14 protein-coding genes are annotated in these 20,773 nt (G+C 69.8%); 6 read left to right on the plus strand and 8 right to left on the minus strand.

Going from position 1 to position 20,773, the window contains the following annotated elements:
* Positions 1–285: 285 nt before the first annotated feature.
* Both BCF44_RS41775 and BCF44_RS41780 read right to left on the minus strand, forming a co-directional pair.
* The gene (locus tag BCF44_RS41775) at positions 286–1,500 is read right to left on the minus strand and encodes a hypothetical protein (protein ID WP_116180041.1); all 1,215 of its coding nucleotides are present in this window, start codon (positions 1,498–1,500) and stop codon (positions 286–288) included.
* 9 nt (positions 1,501–1,509) lie between these two features.
* Complete coding sequence (locus BCF44_RS41780; protein ID WP_170218042.1) at positions 1,510–2,784, minus strand: nucleotide sugar dehydrogenase; 1,275 nt, start codon at positions 2,782–2,784, stop codon at positions 1,510–1,512.
* Positions 2,785–3,138: 354 nt separating this feature from the next.
* Between BCF44_RS41780 and BCF44_RS41785 the strand changes: the two genes are divergently transcribed.
* A complete protein-coding gene (locus tag BCF44_RS41785) occupies positions 3,139–6,225 on the plus strand; it encodes an AfsR/SARP family transcriptional regulator (protein WP_116180043.1) in 3,087 nt (1,028 codons plus the stop codon).
* A 157-nt stretch (positions 6,226–6,382) separates the two neighbouring features.
* Here the strand turns inward: BCF44_RS41785 and BCF44_RS41790 are convergent, their stop codons facing one another.
* Positions 6,383–6,634 (minus strand): hypothetical protein, encoded by a 252-nt coding sequence (locus tag BCF44_RS41790; protein WP_116180044.1) that lies wholly within the window; start codon positions 6,632–6,634, stop codon positions 6,383–6,385.
* Between the two features lie 534 nt (positions 6,635–7,168).
* Here BCF44_RS41790 and BCF44_RS41795 point away from each other — a divergent pair.
* Both BCF44_RS41795 and BCF44_RS41800 read left to right on the plus strand, forming a co-directional pair.
* The gene (locus BCF44_RS41795; protein ID WP_116180045.1) at positions 7,169–7,708 is read left to right on the plus strand and encodes an NAD(P)H-dependent oxidoreductase; all 540 of its coding nucleotides are present in this window, start codon (positions 7,169–7,171) and stop codon (positions 7,706–7,708) included.
* Entirely contained in the window at positions 7,693–8,628 is a 936-nt protein-coding gene (locus BCF44_RS41800; protein ID WP_246016116.1) for a GlxA family transcriptional regulator, read from the plus strand. Before BCF44_RS41795 ends, BCF44_RS41800 begins: the two co-directional genes overlap by 16 nt.
* Here the strand turns inward: BCF44_RS41800 and BCF44_RS41805 are convergent.
* Genes BCF44_RS41805 through BCF44_RS41825 form a run of 5 tightly spaced genes read right to left on the minus strand, consistent with a single transcriptional unit; the run spans position 8,619 to position 12,525 of the window.
* On the minus strand, positions 8,619–9,176 hold the full coding sequence (locus BCF44_RS41805) for a YwqG family protein (protein ID WP_116180047.1): 558 nt from the start codon (positions 9,174–9,176) through the stop codon (positions 8,619–8,621). The two genes, BCF44_RS41800 and BCF44_RS41805, sit on opposite strands and share 10 nt — an antisense overlap.
* A gap of 10 nt (positions 9,177–9,186) precedes the next feature.
* The gene (locus BCF44_RS41810) at positions 9,187–10,092 is read right to left on the minus strand and encodes an aminoglycoside phosphotransferase family protein (RefSeq protein WP_116180048.1); all 906 of its coding nucleotides are present in this window, start codon (positions 10,090–10,092) and stop codon (positions 9,187–9,189) included.
* 28 nt (positions 10,093–10,120) lie between these two features.
* A complete protein-coding gene (locus tag BCF44_RS41815) occupies positions 10,121–11,311 on the minus strand; it encodes a cytochrome P450 family protein (RefSeq protein WP_246016117.1) in 1,191 nt (396 codons plus the stop codon).
* Between the two features lie 22 nt (positions 11,312–11,333).
* Complete coding sequence (locus BCF44_RS41820) at positions 11,334–11,804, minus strand: Lrp/AsnC family transcriptional regulator (RefSeq protein ID WP_116180049.1); 471 nt, start codon at positions 11,802–11,804, stop codon at positions 11,334–11,336.
* A gap of 4 nt (positions 11,805–11,808) precedes the next feature.
* On the minus strand, positions 11,809–12,525 hold the full coding sequence (locus BCF44_RS41825) for a MerR family transcriptional regulator (protein WP_116180050.1): 717 nt from the start codon (positions 12,523–12,525) through the stop codon (positions 11,809–11,811).
* Positions 12,526–12,585: 60 nt separating this feature from the next.
* Here BCF44_RS41825 and BCF44_RS41830 point away from each other — a divergent pair, with 60 nt between their 5' ends.
* From BCF44_RS41830 to BCF44_RS41840, 3 genes are read left to right on the plus strand one after another with little or no spacing between them, the layout of a single operon-like run.
* Positions 12,586–14,838 (plus strand): ATP-binding cassette domain-containing protein, encoded by a 2,253-nt coding sequence (locus tag BCF44_RS41830; RefSeq protein ID WP_116180051.1) that lies wholly within the window; start codon positions 12,586–12,588, stop codon positions 14,836–14,838.
* The gene (locus BCF44_RS41835) at positions 14,835–15,140 is read left to right on the plus strand and encodes a hypothetical protein (RefSeq protein ID WP_116180052.1); all 306 of its coding nucleotides are present in this window, start codon (positions 14,835–14,837) and stop codon (positions 15,138–15,140) included. The genes BCF44_RS41830 and BCF44_RS41835 overlap by 4 nt, the downstream gene beginning before the upstream one ends.
* 12 nt (positions 15,141–15,152) lie before the next feature.
* Positions 15,153–20,633 (plus strand): DUF3320 domain-containing protein, encoded by a 5,481-nt coding sequence (locus tag BCF44_RS41840; RefSeq protein ID WP_211353470.1) that lies wholly within the window; start codon positions 15,153–15,155, stop codon positions 20,631–20,633.
* Positions 20,634–20,773 lie beyond the last annotated feature (140 nt).

Here is a 20,773-nt window from a genome sequence, read left to right on the forward strand (position 1 = left end):
ACAGCACGTCTACAGCTGACGTCGTCACCAGCCGACGGCCGTCCCGCCACAGCAGGACATGATGCTGCTCAACGGCGTTCGCGGCAACGAGACTGCACCCGCTCAACTGAGCGAGGGCGGTCGCGGTCGTCTCCTCGGCGAGGGCAACCGTCGGCTGTGGCGGCAGAACGACAACATCGGCGAGCCGCAGCCACGAGAAACTCGCGCGGGCGGCGTAGGCCACGACGAAAGCATCCGGCTGGCCTACGCCGTCCCACCACGTCACGCGAAAGACGCCCGCGGAGGTCACCATCGCAGCGGCCTCGGGACAACAGCCGGCGGCACGACGGGCTGCTCCGCAGGCTCCATCAGTCCGAGCAGGTCGTACATCGCTCGACGGAGCAACGAAGCCGACTCCCCGTGCCGTGAGCTGATCATTTCGGCGACGGCTGCGTCCCGGAAGGCCGGGAGATCGAGCGCGTGCACGATCTGCGCCACGACCGGCGCGTCGACGTCGAACCGCGGCGCCCGAGCCGCGACCGCGGCCGCCAGACTTCCCTTGCGGACCGCGTGTTCGGGGTATGCCGCGAGCAGGACCGGTGTGCCCAGCGCCGCCGCGTACTGTGTCGTGCTGCCGTGATCCCCGAGGACGACGTCGCTGGCGATCGTGGCGGCTTGCCAGCCCTGGTCCGGTGGGATGACGAGAAGTCCCGCCCGCGCGCAGTCCGCCAGCCACGCCTTGATCTGCCACGGGCTGTGCACGGCCCACGCGCTGGGATGCAGGATCAACGCCACCCGGTACTCGGACTTCGGCAGGCGAGCGAGCAATTCCTTGCACAGCAACGGATGTCGGCCGAAGACCGAGTCCGCCGACCAGGTGGAGCTGACGGTGACGAGCCGTTGGTCCGGACCGATTCCCAGCGCCTGCCGGTAGGATTCCCGGTGCGGCAAGCTTGTCGTGAGGCGATCCATGCAGATGTCACCGGCTACCAAGGCACGCGGGACCGCCTCGGGACACGACCGACGCAGCGCGGTCATCTCGCGGTCGTGGGTGAGCGCTATGACCGACGGGATGAGACGCCCGCGGTGCGTGAGCGTTTCGCGGGCAAGTCCCATGTGCGGCAGGGCCGACGGGCCGCCGCTGCGGCTGAATCGCCGCGACATCAGGCTGCTGGCGCCGTGCGGCACCACCAGCACTCGTCCCCGTACCGCGGCGAGCTCGGTGTAGCTCGCCGCCAGCACCAGATCGAACCGGTGCTCGAGTGCTTGGCCCCAGGGGATCGCCAGCCCGCCGAGCCTGCGTACGAACTCGGCGCTGTCGGGCCAGGAATTCGCGCTCTGCGGGACCGAGAACAGCACCTGCGCCCGGAGATCACCCTCGAGGAGCGCGAGCAGCTCCAGCAGCCGAGTGCCGGCCGCGACGGTGGGAACGACGACGAGGATCTTGCGGCAATCCCTGCGGGTGACCCGCAGATCGGCGTCCATGCCGATCGGGCCACGAATCCAGCGGTCGATGTGCATGGCACCTCCTCAGCAGGCGATCGCGGTCGCGTCGTTCTGGACGAAGTGGGGGAGACCGGTGGTGCAGTCCACGATCGGCGCCTGGCACCGCATGAGCAGAGCTGTGTCCACGGCCTGGTGCCTCGTGAGGATCACGACCAGGTCCGCGACGCCCGGCCGCAGCGTCTCGCTGTGCAGGGCGGTGCCGTCACGGAGGACAAGGCGATGCACGTAGGGGTCGTGATAGCCGACTTCGGCTTGGTGGTGCAGGAGTTCGAGCACCTTGACCGCCGCCGACTGCCTGACGTTGGGCACGTCCGGCTTGTACGTCACGCCCACCACGAGGACGCGGCAGTCGCGCAGCGGCCGCACGCCGTGCACCAGCTCCTCGAGGCGACGGACCGTCTGGCTCGGCATGGCGTTGTTGCGAACGATCGCCGCCTCGACGACCCGCGCGGCGACACCGCAACGCCGTGCCGCCGAAGCGAAGAAGCCGGCGCACACGGGGACGCAGTCGCCGCCGGCGCCCGCGCTCGGCGCGTGGCGAAGGAAGCCGAAGGGCTTGCTCGCCGCCGCGTCGAGAACCTCCTCGACGGCAACGCCGCTGGCGTGGCACAGCGCCGCCAGTTCGTTCACCAGCGAGACGTTGACCAGCCGAAACGTGTTCTCGAAGACCTTGACGAGCTCGGCGGTCCGAATGCTGCTGACGGTGACGACCCGGTCGGTGAGCCGGCGCAGGAACCGCGCCGCGAGCTTCGTGCACCGGGGCGTGGCCCCGCCCACGATGCGCGGAATCGACCGCAGCGTCGACGACGCGATACCGGGATCGATGCGCACCGGCGAGTGCGCAAGATGCACGTCACGGCCGACCCGCAGCCCCGAGCCCTCGGCCAGTTCGGTGGCGACGACGTCGTCGACCACGCCCGGTGGGCAGGTGCTCTGGACGACGACCAGGTCGCCGACGCGAAGGCTGGCCGCGACGCCGCGCGTCGCCCGACGCAGCGGGGCAAGATCAACACCTTCGTGTGAGCCCGGAGGCGTTGGCACACAGAGGACATGGACGTCGGCGGCCGGCACCTCGTGCGCGCTCGTCTGCACGTGCAGGCGGCCGGTCGCCAGCATCGCGCGCAGGTCGCGATCGGACACCGTGGTCAGCTCGTCGGCGACCGCGCCGCCGGCGATGGCGGCGACCCGCTCCGGCGAGCTGTCGACGGCCACCACATGGCAGCCCGCCCTGACCGCGTCGATGGCCATGGGCAGGCCGGTGAACCCCAAGCCGGTGATTGTTACCGCAAGTGCTTTCATCGAAGCCCCCTTACCAATGGCATTCGGGCTCCCCCGAGAAGCCCGCACGGCAAGAGTGCGAAGCCAATGTGGTCGAACCGCTGACACCGCCGGATGAGATGACTGAAACGCCAGCTCAGTGGCTGTTGCGGGCCGGTTCGGGATTGCCGGCCGTCTTCGGGTCGGCGTGTCGTGGCCACTAATTGGCCAGTTGATGCGGGCTGTAGCACGGGCACCGGGACAAAAGTCTGTCATGTCCACGAACAGCCCAGTCCATGGCGGTGGAGTCGCCCGTACGTTCTAGCGCCAGGGTTACAGCGTTATTACTCCCGCTTGATCCCCCGGTGCGTGCGGGCGACACTAGGAACGCTAGCGATGGCGGTCGGAACGGCGCTCGGCCGCTCGGCTCCAGCGGAGGGGACGCTGGTGGAACCTCGCTTCATGATCCTGGGCAACACGGGAATTCGGGTGGGCGGCGAGATCCGGAACCAGTGGGGCCACACCAAGCTGCGCGGAATTCTCGCCGTCCTGCTGCTCAAGGCCGGCGAGTTCGTGCCGATGGATGAACTGGTCGAATGGGTATGGCCGGACGGCAGGGCGCCGAGGGATCGCGCCGGCACCTGCTACACCTACATCAAGCGTGTACGTGAGATGCTCCGTGGCGTCGGCATCGTCGATGTGATCGACACCAATGGCGGTGCCTACCGCATTCGGATCGACCGTCAGGAAATAGACTTCTTCGCCTTTCGCGGCGCGATCGACCGGGCGCGAGTCGTCGGCCGTCGGGGCGATCATGCGCAGGGGTGCCGGGAGATCGAATCGGCGCTCGAATTGTGGACGGAGCGTCCGCTCGCCGACGCGCGGGGAGATCGGGCCGCGCAGTGGCGAATGTGGTCCCGGCAGCAACACTGGATCGACGCCCACGGCGCGCTCACGCACGGCTTGCTCGCCCTCGGCGAGTATCAGGCGGTGTTGCAACGGCTTGACGACCTGCCTGTCGAATACCAATCGAATCTCACGTTGGTCAAGCGGCGCATCCAGGCGCTGCGCGAACTGGGTCGGCACCGCGATGCGACCGCATACTACCTGAGAATGCGCAAGTTCTATCGCAGCGAACTCGACCAGGATGAAGCCGACGACCTGACCCGCTTCCACGACGCATTGCTCAAACGCGGGCAAGGTCGGGTCTCGACCGGCGAGCCGGAAACGAAGGCGCGAACGGAGGTCGCGCCCCGCGCACCCCATCTTCTCCCGCACGACATCGCCGATTTCACGGGGCGCGTGGAGGTGCTCGGCGAGCTCGACCGCCTGACGACCTCCAGCGCCGGCGAGGCTCTGGCCAGGGTCGTTGTGCTCGAAGGGGCGCCAGGGGTCGGCAAGACGGCCGTTGCCACCCATTGGGCACACCGGGCGACGGAGCGATTTCCGGGCGGGCAACTCTATGTCGATCTACAGGGTTTCTCCGAGGGGCCAAGATTGGAACCGGCCGACGTTGTCGACCGATTTCTCGCCGCATTCGACTTTCCGCTGGAGCGCGTCCCGACCGCTATCGGTAGATTCTCGAAGCTTGCGAACCTGTTGTCGGGCCGCCGCGCGCTGATAGTGCTCGACAATGCGGAGAATTCTCGGCATGTCCAACCGCTGTTGGATTACCTTTCGACCTGTCTGGTGCTCGTCACCAGTCGTCAGCGACTGAGTGGACTGGCGCGGCGTGGCGCATCGCACATATCCGTGGCGCCGCTCGATCAGGGCGAATCCGTCGAATGGTTGGAGAAACGGATCGGTCCACGCGCCGAGGCCGATCGGGATTCTGTTTGCGAGGTGGCGGCGCTCTGCGGTGGGAACTCGTTGTCGCTTCGCCTCGTGGGTGAACACATCGTGGCGCACCCCGGAGTTCCGCTGGCCGAATTCGTCGAGGAACTCCGGGCCGAGCTGCTCGACCTCGGGGATGACGGGGACGGGCCGGACGCCTCCATTCGCGCCAGCTTCTCCTACTCGCTCCAGAAGCTCAGTGAGAGCGAGCGCCGGCTGTTCAGGTTGTTGAGCGTGCATCCCGGCGCGGACATCGGTCTTGGGGTTGCCGGCGCCGTGGCCGCCTGCGAGCCGATGTCCGTGCGCCGGTCGCTCGACGGTCTCCTGCACGCGCACCTGCTGTCCCAGGGAGCGTCTCGGGATCGCTACCACGTCCACGATCTCCTGCGGCAATTCGCCGCGAGTCTGACGTCGACCCCGGAACACGAAGCCGAACGCCTGTCCGCAGAAGAGCGCATGTTGAGCTATTATTTGCATACGGCCAACAATGCCGATCTCACGATCTTTCCACACCGCACTCCGGTGCCCATGGAACCGCTCATGGACGGCGTGAAGCCGGAGTCCTTCGCCGATGACGACCGTGCCATCAACTGGTTCGTGCGCGAACGGCCGAGCCTGAGCTCCCTGGTCCATTTCGCGGCCGAATGCGGCTACGACGAATACGTGACCAAACTGTCCAGCTGTATTGGCGAGGCGTACCAGAGGCTGGGCTACTACGGTGATATCTTCGACTTTCTCGGGTTGGCCATTCGTGCGGCTCGAATGTCGAAGGACAGTCTCGGCGAGGCGTATTCCTTGCATAATCTGGGGTTTGCCTACCTCAACCTCCGTCGCTTCGACCTGGCCGAGGCGAACCTGCTCGAGGCGCGGCGGAAGTTCGGCGAAGTGGACATGCCCGAAGGCGTCGCCGGCGCGGTTCACAATTTGGGTCGAGTCATGATAGGTCGGGGTGAATATCGGCAGGGAATTGAATACCACCTGACCGCGCTCGAGGCATTTCGGGCACTCGGGGCGAAGGGGCACGAGGTCATCGTCCTCTACCGCCTGGGCGAGGCGCACCGTGCCGCCCACAATCTCGACGCCTCGATCTCGTTCCTGCGGGACGCGCTGTGGCTGGCCGAACGGCTCGCGGACCGGCGCAGTCAGGCCTTCAGCCTCGCCGAGCTCGGCGCCGCCTATGCCGAACGGGGCGATTTCGTGGCCGCCGAGGGGTATCACAAGCGAGCGCTGGAGATCAGCGAGGCCATCCACGACATGGCCCTGGCCGCCAAGGCCTGCGCCGGCCTGGCCCTCATCGCGCAGGACGAGGAATCGTTCGAGGAGGCGGTCCGCTTCGCGCAGCGGGCCGTCGAGCTGTGCGCGCAGGTGCGCGACGCAAAGGGCGAGGCGACCGCCTACGACGTCGTCGCCCATGCCCAGTACTCGCTCGGTGAACGGGAGCAGGCCACCCGCTCCTGGCGTCGGGCTCTTGCCGTGCTCGAGGATCTCGGCGACCCGCTCGCCGACGTCGTCCGCCGGCGCCTGGCCGAAGCCACCGCGTTCCTACCGGTCGGCCCGCCGACACAGGGGACTGGCGAGGATGTCGGCCTACCGTCGCCGCGGACGGCGGACGGCGGCTCCCCGGAGGAACCGCGGTCGAGCTCGGCCTGACCGGACGGCCGCTCAGGGTGCACTCCTTGGCTGCTGCAATGGCTCGGGGAGCGTTGCAGCAACCAAGGAGTGCGGCGGTGGTACGGGACGCTGCTGTTCAGCACCGGTTGTGAAGCGTCGCCGGTGACCCGAACGGGTCCCGCTGAAAACCCTACTGCTACATGGATCTCATAACTTCGCCGACTTCATGGCCGGGCAGCACCTTGAACAGACACGAAATGGCTCCGCTCGTGTTGCCCATCCAAATCATCGTGGTGAATTGTGCAATCGCCGAGGCGTCCACATGGGTCACCTCGACGACGTTGCGCTCCGCGGTCGGGGCCGCGGCGTCGGTGCGGGCGACTTGGCTCGCACCTAGCGCTAGTGAGCCGGCGAGCACGACGGACAGTGCTGCGCCGGCAAGCCGCATTTGGCTGGGGATGTCTTCCTCCAGGTATTGCTAGGGCTTGTGGTGCGCGTCAGGTTTTACAGCGCGATGTGGAGCTTCGTCAAGAGGTCTTGATCTTGTCCGGTGACGCGGTGACCGTGGCGGATGCGGTGCGGAAGGTGTTGCGGGAGTCCTGTCGGACTCCTGTCGAACACCTTGCGACTACCTAACGAGAGGACGGGTATCCGCACGGTGACCATCAAATTGGGCGTCAAAACATACACCTCGACACGTGACCGATTTTGCGAGGGGTAGCGAACCGCTTGGTTCATTTACTCGAGGTCGTGGCGACGGTCCGGCAGAATGTGGGCCGAGCGGTTGGCGGCTTTCGTTGATAAATGCGCATCCGGTTGCACGGGTGGGTGTTCGAAGGCATCGCGATGGCGGCTACTGGGTGGGTCCTAACGGCGTCGAGCGATGCCGTCAAGCATGGGTGAGTCGGGCACGCCCGATCTGTGGCGTTCCCGGCCCGATCTCGGGGACCACTGCGAGCGGGGGCGACCTAACTTCGGTGGCATGGATGCATTGGTGTTGTTGGATCACCCGGACCTGAGCCGCTCCAGGATCAACGCGACGCTGGCGGAGGCGGTGCGGGAGCTGCCGGCGGTGACGCTGCACGACCTGCGCGCGGAGTATCCGGACCGGGTGATCGACGTGGCAAGGGAGCAGCGGCTGGTCCGGGTGCACTCACTGATCGTGTTCCAGTTCCCGTTCCACTGGTATGCGGTGCCGAGCATGCTCAAGCAGTGGATGGACGACGTGCTGGTGAAGGGGTTCGCCTATGACGGCGCGCTGCCGTTGCTGACGGGGAAGACGTTGCAGGTGGTGACGTCGACGGGCGGCGTGGAGGAGGCGTACCGGGAGGGCGGGTTCCACCGGTATCCGATGTCGGCGCTGCTGGCCCCGCTGGAGAACACGGCCCATCGGGTGGGCATGGCGTACGCGCCGCCGCTGGTGCTGCACGACGTCCGCGGCGTCACGCCGCTCGAGCTGGCTGAGCACGTCGAGCGGTACCGGGATCTGCTGGCATCATCGGGGGCGTGCCTCACCGCGTGACCATCCTGGCCTTCGACGGCGTGACGATGATCGACATCGCCGGGCCGTCGGACGTGTTCGGCCACGCGAACCGGCTGGGCGCCGACTACGAGCTGCGAGTGGTGTCGCCAGACGGGCAGCCGGTGCGGACGGCCAGCGGCACCACACTCGGCGTGGACGGCGCGGCCGACGACAGTCCGAAAGGGACGGTTCTGGTGCCCGGCGCGTACGGCATGGTCGACTTCCCGTTCACCGGCCCGCTCGTCGAGGCCGTCCGAAGGCTGGTCTCGGACGCGGACCGGATCACGTCGGTGTGCACGGGGTCTTTCCTCCTCGCGGAGATCGGGCTGCTCGACGGGCGCAAGGCGACCACGCACTGGCGGCAGGTCGACCGGTTCGGCCAGCGTTACCCGGACGTCGCCGTCCAACCGGACGCCTTGTACGTGCGGGACGGCAACGTCGTCACTTCCGCCGGCGTCAGCTCCGGCATCGACCTCGCGCTGGCGCTGGTGGAGGACGACTTCGGCCCGGCGCTGGCCGCCGAGGTCGCGCAGGCGATGGTCGTGTTCATGCAGCGCCCCGGCGGTCAGTCCCAGTTCTCCGCCCCGTCACGGGCCCACGTCGGCCGGGACAGTCCACTGAGGACCCTGCTGGACGCCGTCGCCGCCGATCCCGCCGAGCACTGGACCGTCAGCACCATGTCCGCCAGGGCCGCCGTCAGTCCGCGGCAGCTGAGCCGGCTGTTCCACGACGAGATCGGCACCACGCCCGCCCGCTACGTCGAGCTCGTCCGGCTGGAGGCCGCGCAGGATCTGTTGTCCCGTGGGCACACCGTCGCCTCCGCCGCCGCCCGCAGCGGCTTCGGCAGCGACGAGACCCTGCGCCGCGTGTTCGTGCAGCGCCTCGGCGTCACCCCCGGGGCGTATCGCGCTCAGCACTGAAACAGGAACGCGCCCCGCTCGCACGGCCGGCACACGAACACGTACCCGGCGCCGGACCCGAAGTTGATCGAACCGTGCTCCTCCAGTTGGGCCGCGAACTCCGTGGCGTCGCCACAATCGGCGCACCTCGGGGTCTCGTCGTGCTGGAGCCACGCCGGCTCGCCGCCCAGCTGCCCAAGGGCGTTCTCCGGCAACGGCCAGTCGTAGACGGCGTCGCTGACAACGAGGCTGAGCCCGGTCACCTCGTCCAGCCGCGTGACCCCGGTGTCTGGCGGGTTGAGCGGGACGACGTCATCGGCTGCGAGCAGCACGGCGTTCGCCCCGGAGCCGGACCGCCAGGCGTCGCACATGCCGGGATCGTTGGCGCACATGAAGACTTCCAGCGCCGGGCCGTCGGTCAGCGGAAGGTGCGCGATGAACTGCTGCGGCGCGTCGCACTCCGAGCAGGTTGGCCACGCGGTGTCGGCGGGCAGCAGCGGCAGACCGCCGGTTCTCGGCGCGGTGCAGGCTTCGTCGGCCGCGCCGGCGCCGATCAGCAGGGTGGTCACGGCGAGGAGCCTAGTCCCGAAGGTCGGCGACGATCTCCGTCAGCCCCTGCCGTGCCCGCGCGGCACGCACGGGATCGGCGAGGTCGGCCATGGACGGCAGCAGGGACGTCAAGCCCCAGACCCGCCCACGGGCCCAGGTGGCGTCGTCGACGGCGAGCAGCTTGCGGAACTCGGCCCGCGCCCCGGCGGGCAGGAAGCCCCAGGCGGCAATGAGATCGCAGGCGGGATCGCCGACGGCGAGGGTGCCGAAGTCGATCACGGCGGCCAGGCGGCCGGCGCGGGCGACCATGTTGCCGCCGACGAGGTCGCCGTGCACCCACACCGGCGGCCCGGCCCACGCGGGCGCGTCGAGCCCGGCCTGCCACACGGCGGTGACGGCCTCGACGTCGAAGAACCCGTCCAGGACGGCGATCCGGTCCCGGAGCCGGGACGCCACGACCGCGGAGTCACGGTGATCGTGCAGCGCGACGCCGCGGAACCCGTTGCTCCACTCGGGCGGCGGCCCGCCTGAGGTGTCGATGTCACGCAGTGCCAACAGGAAGTCGGCGAGGTCGATCGCCGCCTGCCCGGGGTCGTCGATGGCGGAGAGGTCGGCGTTGGTGCCCTCGATCCACCGGTAGACCGACCACGGGAACGGATATCCCTCGCCGGGCCGGCCCCGGCCCAGCGGTTCGGGCACGGCCAGCGGCAGCAGGGGCGCGAGCAGCGGCAGCCAGCGCTGCTCACGCGTGACCTGCCCGGTCCACCGGGCGAAGCGCGGCATCCGGATCAGCATGCCTTCGCCCAGCCGGAAGCTGATGTTGTCGACGCCGGACGTCGCAACCGGCGTCACCGGAAGGTCGGCCCACTGCGGGAACTGGGCGGCGATCAGCCGCCGCACCTGCGGGACGTCGACAACGACGGCGTCGGACGACAAGCGGCACTCCTCGACTCGGGTGCCTTCATCACACCGCACCTGTCGAGGCAATTACCGGCAGCTGCCGCAGCCCGTGCACAAGAGTGCTGGTACGCCACCGCAATTCCGACGGATCGACGGCCAGCCGCAGCGAAGGGAACCGGGCCAGCAGCCGGCCGATGGCGATCTCGCCCTCCAGCCGGGCCAGCGGCGCCCCGAGGCAGTAGTGGATGCCGTGCCCGAACGCGAGGTGCCCGCCCATGGGCCGGGTGATGTCGAGCTCGTGCGGGTCCTCGAACCGGGCCTCGTCCGCGTTGGCGGCCAGCAGCGAGATCATGACGAACTCGCCGGCGGGGATCTCGACGTCGCCGACCGGCACCGGCTCGGTGGCGAACCGGATGGTGGCGAGGTGGATGGGGCTGCCGGTGCGCAGGAACTCCTCGACGGCGCCGGGCAGCAGCGACGGGTCGCCGCGCAACAGCTCCTCCTGCTTGGGGTTCAGCAGCAGCGAATACACGGCGGTGGCCAGCAGGTTCACGGTGGTCTCGTGGCCGGCGATCAGCAGCAGGAACGCCATGGCGACCAGCTCGTCCTCGGACAGCCGGTCGCCGTCGTCGGTCACGTGCACCAGATCCGACAGCAGATCCTCGCCGGGGGTCACCCGCTTGGCCGCGATCAGCTCGTGGAGATAGGCCGTCTGCTCGTCGACGGCCACCATGAGCGGCTCGATCGGCGCACCGGAGATGAAGGCGCGGCTCCAGTCCCGGATCCGGTCGCGGTCGGCATGCGGCACGCCGAGCAGCTCGCTGATCACGGCGATCGGCAGCGGGAAGGCGAACGCCTCGATCAGCTCGACCTCGCCGTCGGAAGCCTCGATGCCGTCCAGCAGGTCGTCGGTGATCCGCTCGATCTGGGGGCGCAGCCGGCTCACCGCGCGGCTGGTGAACGCCTTGTTCACCAGCTTGCGCAACCGGGTGTGGTTGGGCGGGTCGTCGTTGAGCATGTGCTCGGAGAGCCGCGTGCGGTAGGCGTTGAGCTTGCCCGGCGGGAAGAACTGCCGTGCCCGCCGCACGTCCTTGCTGAGCCGGCGGTCGTCCAGCAGCGACCGGGCCTCCGCGTAGTCGGTGATCAGCCAGCCCGGCACGCCGTCCGGCATCACGACCCGCCGCGCGGGTCCCTGCTTGCGCATTTCCTCGTACCGTGGCCAGGGATTCTGGATCCACGCCTTGTCGAGCTCCACCTCGTCCACTATGCCAGCGCGACTACGGCGCAGCGGCCGACCCGATGGGCAGTCCTTCGTTCACCTTCACCTGTTTCATGGTCAGGTGCGACGTCAGCCGGGCGACCCCCGGCAGCTGCGCCAACGACTCCGTGTAGCAGCGCTCGTACGCGGCGATGTCGGCGACGGCCACCCGCAGCAGGTAGTCGGGGTCGCCGAACAGCCGCATCGCCTCCACCACCTCGGGCAGCTCGCCGACCCGGCGTTCGAACTCGGCCACCGTGGGCGGATCCTCCTGGGCCATCGCGACGCTGACGAACGCCTGGAAGCCGCGGCCGACGGTGGCGGGCTCGAGCAGCGCCCGGTACCCGAGGATCACGCCGTCCTGCTCGAGCCGGTTCACCCGGCGCAGGCACGGCGACGGGGTGAGGCCCACTCGCTCGGCCAGCTCGGCGTTGCTGAGCCGGCCGTCGCGTTGCAGTTCCCGCAGGATCTGCCGGTCGATTCGGTCCACCTCGCTATCTTGACATCCGCTCGGCGTCGGAATTCGCGCCGACGTAGGCGTGCAGCAGGGCCGCCGCGGCGAGCATCGCCTCGCCGCGGCGGGCCAGGTCGGTGTGGCGTTCGGCGATGGCGGCGCGCAGCGCGTCCTTGCTGCCGGAGCGGCGCAGGTCGTCCAGGATCGGCCGGATCTGCGGCAGGCGGTGCATGCCCTGGCGCAGCATCAGGATGATCCGGGCGTCCCGGACCTCGCGCGGCCCGTAGGTCCGGTAGCCGGTCGATTCCCGTTGCGGGGCAAGGAGTTCGGCGTCCTCCCAGACGCGCAGAGTGGACGTTCGGACGCCCAGGTGCGCGCCGAGCTCGCCGATGCGCATGGCGGCGCGGGCCGGCGGCTCGGTGTCGACGACCGTCTCCAGCGCCTCGGCGGTGAGCCGCAGCGCCTCCCGCTGCCGGTGCAGGTCGGCGTGGCCGGCGTCGATCAACGCCAGCGCCTGGGGAAGGTCGCCGCCGTGAATCGCGCGCATGATGTCCCCGGCGGCGTTCCACCCGTGACCGTCGGCCAGGGCCCGATAGGCGAGCAGCGCCCGGCGGTGCCGGTCGTCGAGCTGCCGGTAGCCGGTCTCGGACCGGCCGGCCGGCGGCAGCACGCCCGCGTCGAGGTAGTTGCGGACCTGCTGCGCGGAGATGCCGACGAGTCGGGCCAGGTCAACGGGTCGGTTGAGGGTTTTTCGCACAGTTCTCCGGGTCGATTCGGCAAAGTCTCAACAAGGTGGTTCAACGATACGCTTGAAGCCATGGATGTTGTTCGGGTAGTGGGCGCCCGCGAGCACAATCTGACCGGATTCGACGTCGACATTCCCAAGCGGGTGATCACGGCGGTGACCGGCGTGTCTGGCTCCGGCAAGTCGTCGCTGGTGTTCGACACGGTGGCGGCGGAGGCGCAGCGGCAGTTCCACGAGACGCTGCCGGCGTTCGTGCGCAGTTTTCTGCCCCATCGGGCGCGGCCGGACGTCGACGCCATCGAGCACCTGCCGGCGGTGGTGCTGGTGGACCAGCGCCGCCTCGGCGGCGGCTCGCGGTCGACCGTCGGCACCATCACCGACATCTCGCCGCTGCTGCGGCTGATGTTCTCCCGCGCCGGCGAGCCCTACATCGGGCCGGCGGACTGCTTCTCGTTCAACATGCCGGCCGGCATGTGCCCGGCCTGTGAGGGGCTGGGCGTGGTCACGGACGTCGACCTCGCCGCCTTCGTGGATCCGTCGCGGTCGCTCGCCGACGGTGCGCTGCTGGCGCCGGCGTTCAAGGTCGGCACCTGGCACTGGCAGATCTTCGCCAACCGGTTCGACGCGACCCGGCCGATCGCCGAGTACTCCGACGCCGAGCGGAACGACCTGCTGTACGGCGAGGGCGGCAAGGTCGCGGTCGAGAACCTCGGGCAGCAGATCAACGCCACGTACGAGGGCGCGGTGGTGAAGTTCCGCCGGCTCTACGTGCGCAAGGACAGCGCGGAGGCCTCGGAGCGGACCAAGCGGATGGTCGCCCGGTACACGACTTCCGCCTTGTGCCCCGACTGCCGTGGCACAAGGTTGTCGCCGGCCGCTCTGGACTGCCGGATCGACGGCCGCAACATCGCCGATCTGTCCTCTCTGGAGGCCACGGAACTCCTTGCCGCGCTGGCGGAATTCGACCTACCGACGGTCGCGCCGGTGCTGGCCGGCCTGCGCCGGCGGGTCGGCCACCTGGTGGAGATCGGGCTCGGCTACCTGTCGCTGGACCGGGCCACCGACACGCTGTCCGGCGGCGAGTCGCAGCGGATCAAGATCGTCCGCCAGCTGGCCAGCACGCTGTCGGATCTGCTGTACGTGTTCGACGAGCCCAGCATCGGCCTGCACGCCCGGGACGTCGGCCGGCTCACGGGACTGCTGACCACGTTGCGGGACAACGGGAACACCGTGCTGGTGGTGGAGCACGACCGGGACGTGATCAGTGCCGCCGACCATGTGGTCGACATCGGACCGGGCGCGGGCAGCGCCGGCGGGCAGGTGGTGTTCGCAGGAACCGTTGCGGCGCTGGCCGATTCCGGCACGGTGACCGGTCGGTGCCTGAAGGCGCGGCCGGAACTCAAGCCGCAGGTGCGGTGGCCGACGGGCTGGCTGCCGGTGGTCGGCGGGGCGCTGCACAACCTGCGGGACGTCAACGTGGAGATCCCCACCGGTGTGCTGACCGCCGTCACGGGCGTCGCCGGTTCGGGCAAGTCCTCGCTGATGTACGGCGTCTTCTGTGCGCAGCACCCGGAGGCGGTGGTCGTCGACCAGTCCGCGCCGACCGTCAACCGGCGGTCGAGCATCGCCACCTACACCGGCGCGATGGACCCGATCCGCAAGGCCTTCGCCAGGGCCAACGGCGTCGGCGCGGCGCTGTTCAGCGCGAACTCCGCCGGCGCGTGCCAGACGTGCGAGGGCGCCGGCGTGATCGTCACCGATCTGGCCTTCCTGGAGGGCATCACCTCCGTCTGTAGGACGTGCGAGGGCCGGCGCTACTCCGCCGAGGTGCTGGAGTACTCGCTGCGCGGCGCGTCCATCGGCGATGTGCTCGACATGACCGTCGCCGACGCCCTGGAGTTCTTCGCCGGGAACCGTTCCGTGCAGCCGATTCTGCAGGGGCTGGTCGACGTCGGTCTGGACTACCTGCGGCTCGGCCAGCCGCTGCCGAGCCTGTCCGGCGGCGAGTGCCAGCGGATCAAGCTGGCCTCGCAGCTGCACCGGTCGGGCGCGGTCTACGTGCTGGACGAGCCGACCACCGGCCTGCACATGTCCGATGTGGACCGGCTGGTCGAGGTGTTGGACCGGCTGGTGGACGAGCGGGGCGCCAGCGTGATCGTGATCGAGCACAACCTGGAGGTGATCGCCCGCGCGGACTGGATCATCGACCTCGGGCCCGAGGGCGGCAGCGCCGGCGGCGAGCTGCTGTTCTCCGGCACGCCGGCGGATCTCGTGGCGTTCACCGGCTCGCACACCGGGGACGCCCTGCGCGAGGCCGTCCGATGATCGCCGAATCCGCCCGTCGCGTCGCGATCCTGCTCGATGCCAATCCCGTGCGGGGCAGCGGGTCCTATCCCATCGGCGACGTCGTCCGGGGTCTCGACGCCGAGCTGGCGGTGCTGCGCGGTGTGGTCGCCGAGAGTCCGGGACCGCTCGCGGCGGCGGAGCAGTTGGCGCTGCTGATGATGTGCCTGCAACACATCGTCGTGCTGTGTCACGGGTACGAGGAGTTGCCGGACGACCTGCGCGTGCAGGCGCGCCGGGAGCTGTCCACCGCGCATCAGACCGCCCGGAAGCTGGCCCGCTGATACTGTCCCCGGGTGGAATCGGTCACCATCGAGGCGGCGCCGGTTGTCAGCTATGCGATGGCGCACAACGGGATCTGCCCGGTAGGCCGGGTGGTGATCGACGGGGTGCCGGCGGATCGCCGCGGCGTGCCGCTGGAACTGGACATCTCGGACGCCCATGGCGTGCTGACCCAGCCCTGCCGGCTGGACGTCGACCTGGCCGCCGGCGTCCCCACCGTGCTCACGGACATCCCGCTGCGGCTGGACCCGGGCGCGATGCTGCACGTCGAGGAGCAGCGGCCGGGGCGGGTCCGGGCCCGGCTCGACGACGTCGAAGGGTCGACCCCGGTCCGGGTGCTGGCGGCTCGGCAGTGGCAGGCCGAGCCGTTGGCGCTCGGCCTGGAGATGCTCGCCGCGTATGTGATGCCGCACGATCCGGCGCTCCCGGCGCTGTCGTTTCCCGGCTACGACTCCGGCCCCGAGCGGGTGGATCAGGTTGTGCGGGCGGTGTTCGAGGCAGTGCGGGATGTGCGGCCGATCGCGGACTCCGGCCGGATCCGGACGCCCGGGGAGGTGCTCGGCGACCGGGTCGGCAGCAGCCTCGACGTGGTCGTGACGATCGCGTCGGCGCTGGAGCGGGTCGGCATCCGGCCGCTGATCTGGGTGCTCTCCGGGCACGCGTTCCTCGGGTACTGGCGTGAGGAGAGGACGCTCGGCAGCGCGGCGCTGACCGACGTCACCGACGCGGTGAACCGGGTGGAGCTGGGGCAGATCGGCGTTCTGGAGGCCGTTTTCGCGGGGGATTTCCCGTCCGCGCAGCGAGCCGCCTACACGGAGCACCTGTCCGGCGGGCTGGCACGTGTGCTCGGCGTGACCGACGTGCACCAGGCTCGACGTGACCAGATCGTTCCGCTGCCGGCGTCGAGCCGGGACGAGGACGGTGTGACCCGGCTGAGCCTGTACGTGCCGCCGGTGGAGATCGTCCGGGCCGCGCCGGTCGCGCCGCGTGCGGACCGGGTTCGGTCCGAGGAACCGGCGCGGGTGACGCAGTGGAAGAACGCGTTGCTGGACCTGAGCCTGCGCAATCGCCTGGTCAACTTCCCGCCGTCCGCGGGGCTGTCGCTGGCGGTGCCGGGTGACCGGATCGGGCAGTTCGAGGACGTGCTCAACCAGGGCGTGTCGATCGCGCTGCGGGCCGCGGACGATCTTTCCGAGGTCGACCGCTCCCGGGGCGTGGCCAGTGGCCCGGAGCTGCCCGGCGACCGGCTGATCGAGCTGTTGGGCGCCCGCTCGGTGTACCTGGACCTGGCCGAGCCGGCGTATCGGACCCGCCTGCGGAGCCTGGCGTACCGGGCGCGGACGATCACCGAGGAGACCGGCGCCAACAACCTCTACCTCGCGATCGGCACCCTGGTGTGGGAGTTGGACGGCCGTCCGCTGCGGTCGCCGCTGATCCTCGCGCCGGTGACGCTCAGGCCGGCCGTGCGGGGACGGTATCGGGTGTCGTTGGACGATTCCGGGGCGTCGACGCCGAACTACTGCCTGGTCGAGAAGCTGCGGCAGGCTTTCGACCTGGAGATTCCCGGTCTCGCGGAGCCGACGCACGACAGTTCCGGCGTCGATGTGGACGCCGTGTTCGGGGCGGTCCGGGCCGCCGTCGCCGCGCGGGGGCTGCCGTTCCGCGTCGAGCCGACCGTCGACCTGGCGGTGCTCCAGTTCGCCAAGTACCGGCTGTGGCGGGACCTCGACGAGCACTGGCCGGTGCTGATGGCCAATCCGCTCGTGGCGCACCTCGTGCGGACGCCGACGGACGCGTTCGTGGACGACGGCTCCGAACTGGTGGATCTGGAGGAGTTGGCCGAGCGCTGCCCGGTGCCGGCCGACTCGTCACAGCTGCGGGCCATCGCGCACGCCCTCGACGGCCGGACGTTCGTGCTGGAGGGACCGCCCGGCACCGGCAAGTCGCAGACGATCACGAACCTGCTGGCCACGGCCGTCGCGGCCGGCAAGCGGGTGCTGTTCGTGGCGGAGAAGCGGGTGGCGCTGGAGGTCGTGCGGCAGCGGCTGGAGGAGGTCGGTCTGGGGCCGCTGTCGCTGGACCTGCACGACAAGGGCAGCAGCCCGCAGGCGGTGCGGGAGCAGATCAGGCGGGCGTTGGAGCACACCGTCGCCGTGGACACCCAGGGCATGACGGCGACGCTGGAGGATCTGCGGTCGGCCCGTCGGGGGCTGACCCGGTACGCGTACGGACTGCACGAACGCAATACCGCCGGGCTTTCGCTGTACTCGGCGCGGGACGCGGTGCTGGCCTTCGGCGACGACGTGCCGGCGATGCCGGTGCCATCCGTGCCCGGTGCCGAGCTGGTGGAGGACGTGCGTCAGGCGTTGCGGGAACTTCCCGAGGTCGCCTACGCGGCGCGGCCTCGGGCTGATCACCCGTGGGCGTTCGTCGATCGTGCCGATGTGGGGGACGTGGTTTCGGCGGCGCGGCGGTTCTCCGCGGCGGTTCGGGCGTTGCCGGATGTCGTGGTTGCGGTGCCGGAAGATCTGCGGATTGTCGCGTCGCTTGTGGACAGTGGCGTGGAGCTGTCCGTTCTGGACGGTGCGCGGACGGATTCGTGGCGGCGGGATGTCGAGGCGATGCGGGCCAAGATCGCCGCGTTCGTGTCGGCGGCGCATCCGGGGTTGGAGTTCGTGGCACCGGAGGTGCTTTCGTTGCCGTTGGGCGAAATCCACGCCTCGGCGCGGGCGGCGGCAGCCTCGGGGTTCTTCGGTCGGCGGCGACGGTTGGCGGCGGTGCGGGACCGGCTGCCGCTGCGGGTTGCGGGCGCGCCGAAGCCCCGAGGTGTGGTGGACTTGACCGGGGCGCTGGTGGAGTTGCACTCGGCGGTTCGTCGGTTGGCGGCGGACGTTGTCGAGGTGCCCGGGATGGTGCTGCCGGCGGACTGGAACCCGTTCGTCGACGACGCGGTCGACCGGAGGGTGGAGTGGCTCCGGTGGGCGGCGGAGGCGGTGTCCGGAGACGGCCCGGTGATCGCCTCACGGCGGGAAATCGTCGGCACTCGGCCAGACCCCGAACTTTATGCGGAGGCCTGGGAAGCCGTGTCGGAGCTGGTGACGGAGTGTCGGCTGGAGCCGTCGGCGCTGGCGTCGTGGGGCGGTGCGGGCGGCTACGTCTCTCGTTGGCGGTCGCGTTCGGACGAGTCGCCGGACCGGTGGCTGGCGTTGGTCGCCGTGGTGGAACCGTTGCGTGCGGCGGGGATGGCCGAGGCCCGGGCGGCGATCCTGCGTGGCGAGGGCGCGCCGGACGATGCGTTGCGCTCGTTCGAACTCGGTCTCGCGCTGGCGTCGGTGCGGGAACGGGAAGCCGTCAGCGGTCTCGACCGGTTCGACCGGAAGACGCATGAGCGGGGGATTTCCCGGTTCGTCGACACGTCTCGTGGACTTCGACGTCATCTGACGGGGGAGTTGCCGCGGCGGGTGTTGCGGGCGCGGTCCTTCGACCCGGCGGCGACCGGCGGCAACGTCGGCCTGCTGCAACGACAACTCGGCCGCCAGCGCGGCGGGTTGAAGGTGCGGGAGTTGATGACCCGGTTCGGGGACCTGATCACGCAGGCGATGCCGTGCGTGTTCGTCAGCCCCGACTCGGTGGCGCGTTTCTTCCCGGCACGGTCCGACCTGTTCGACATCGTCGTGTTCGACGAGGCGTCCCAGGTGCGGGTGGCCGACGCCGTCGGCGCGATGGGCCGGGCGCGGTCCGTGGTGGTTGTCGGCGACAGCAAGCAGATGCCGCCGACCTCCGTCGCGGAGAGCAGTTTCGTGCCGGAGGACGCCGAGACCGTCGAGGACGAGGAGTCGATTCTCGGCGAATGCGTGCAGGCCCGCGTGCCACGGCACCGGCTGACCTGGCACTACCGCAGTCAGGACGAGACGCTGATCTCCTTCAGCAATCGGCACTACTACGACGGAGAGCTGAGTTCGTTCCCGGGCCCGCCGCTGTCCGACGCGGGCGTTCGTCTGGTGCGGGTGGAGGGGCAGTTCCTGCGTTCCGGGCCGTTGCTGCGGGCCAATCCCGTGGAGGCCGAGGCCGTCGTAGCCGAGATTCGGCGGCAGTTCGAGACGGATGCCGTTCCATCGCTCGGAGTTGTGACGTTCAACCAGCAGCAGCGGTCGCACATCGAGGGTCTGCTGCGCGACACCGACGACCCGCGGATCGTGGACGCCCTGGAGGCGCGCGACGGCTTGTTCGTGAAGAACCTGGAGAACGTGCAGGGCGACGAGCGGGATGTGATCCTCTTCTCGACGGCGTTCAGCGCGAACGAGCGCGGGGTGCTGCCACTGAACTTCGGGCCCCTGAACCGGAGCGGCGGCGAGCGGCGCCTGAACGTGGCCGTCACCCGGGCGCGGCGGCAGGTGATCGTGTTCTCCAGCTTCGACCCGTCGGAGCTGCGGGCCGAGCAGACGTCGTCGGTCGGGGTGAAGCATCTGCGCGCCTACCTGGACATGGCGGTGTCCGGCGAGCGGGTGCTGCCGATGGTCGGGCGGTCGCGGGCGGTGCCGGACCGTCACGTCGACGAGGTGGCCGATGCGTTGCGGGACAAGGGGCTTGCCGTGCGGACCGCCGTCGGACTGTCCGACTTCAAGATCGATGTCGTGATCGGCGACGCGGTGGCAGTGGTGTTCGACGGTCCGGCGTGGGCGGCGCGGCTGACCGCACGGGACCGGGACGGACTGCCGGTGGAGGTGCTGTCCGGGATGCTCGGCTGGCCGTCCGTGCAGCGGGTGTGGCTGCCGGACTGGCTCGCCGATCCGGACGGCGTGGTCGACCGGCTCGTCGAGGTGGCGCGGCAGGCTTCGGGCGGTGTGGTTGACGACTCGACCCGGCGGGATTCCGAAGGTGTGGTTGATCGGGCTTTCCCGGCAGCGACGCCGGCTTCCGCCGAGCACATCGAACCCGTCGAGCAGCCTTTTGTGCCGTGGGAGGTGAAGGTCGCCGGCCGGGTAGGGGTTCTCGACCGGCTGCCGGCGCCGAAGTCCGCGCTGGCGGTGATGGCCGTGATGGACGAGATCGTCGCCGCCGAGGGGCCGATACACCTGGACCGGCTGGCGAAGCTGGTGGCCGCCGCCTTCGGGCTGGGACGCGTGGTGGAGTCGCGGCGGGCGACGATTCTTCGGCACGTGCCGGACGACTTGGCGGTGGATTCGCTGGAGCCGGTCGTGTGGCCGAAGGGGCTGGATCCGGATACCTGGGAGGGGTATCGGCGGACGCTGGCCGCGGTCCAGCGGCCGCTGGACCACGTGCCGCTGCGGGAGATCGCGAACGCGGTGGTGGCGAAGGTGCGCGGGGCGGCGGGGATGGGACTGGGGGAGTTGCGGCGAGAAGTGCTGGCGGTGTTCGGGGGACGCCGGGTGACGGCCGGTGTGGCCGCGCGGCTGGACGCGGCGGTGGAGCTGGCGGTGGCAAGTGGAAGGCTGGTGCGGGAAGGAGAGGCACTGAAGCCCGCCATGGGTTGATCATGGCATGCGTTGATCACCCGGATGACCGGAGTCGGTCGTGCTGTGGGTTCCCATCGATCGCGGGTGAGTGCCCGCCGTCCGACCGCCTGGCCGGGTGATGAACGCGGCAGTTGGCCCGGCTTGTGGATCGTGACGGC

Source organism: Kutzneria buriramensis, assembly GCF_003387475.1.
Taxonomy (GTDB): Bacteria; Actinomycetota; Actinomycetes; order Mycobacteriales; family Pseudonocardiaceae; genus Kutzneria; species Kutzneria buriramensis.

Coding starts and splice junctions, on each gene's coding strand:
- BCF44_RS41830 (WP_116180051.1), top strand. CDS start 12,586: ATGGATGTTGTTCGGGTAGTGGGCGCCCGCGAGCACAATCTGACCGGA.
- BCF44_RS41790 (WP_116180044.1), bottom strand. CDS start 6,634: ATGCGGCTTGCCGGCGCAGCACTGTCCGTCGTGCTCGCCGGCTCACTA.
- BCF44_RS41785 (WP_116180043.1), top strand. CDS start 3,139: ATGGCGGTCGGAACGGCGCTCGGCCGCTCGGCTCCAGCGGAGGGGACG.
- BCF44_RS41780 (WP_170218042.1), bottom strand. CDS start 2,784: ATGAAAGCACTTGCGGTAACAATCACCGGCTTGGGGTTCACCGGCCTG.
- BCF44_RS41775 (WP_116180041.1), bottom strand. CDS start 1,500: ATGCACATCGACCGCTGGATTCGTGGCCCGATCGGCATGGACGCCGAT.
- BCF44_RS41795 (WP_116180045.1), top strand. CDS start 7,169: ATGGATGCATTGGTGTTGTTGGATCACCCGGACCTGAGCCGCTCCAGG.
- BCF44_RS41835 (WP_116180052.1), top strand. CDS start 14,835: ATGATCGCCGAATCCGCCCGTCGCGTCGCGATCCTGCTCGATGCCAAT.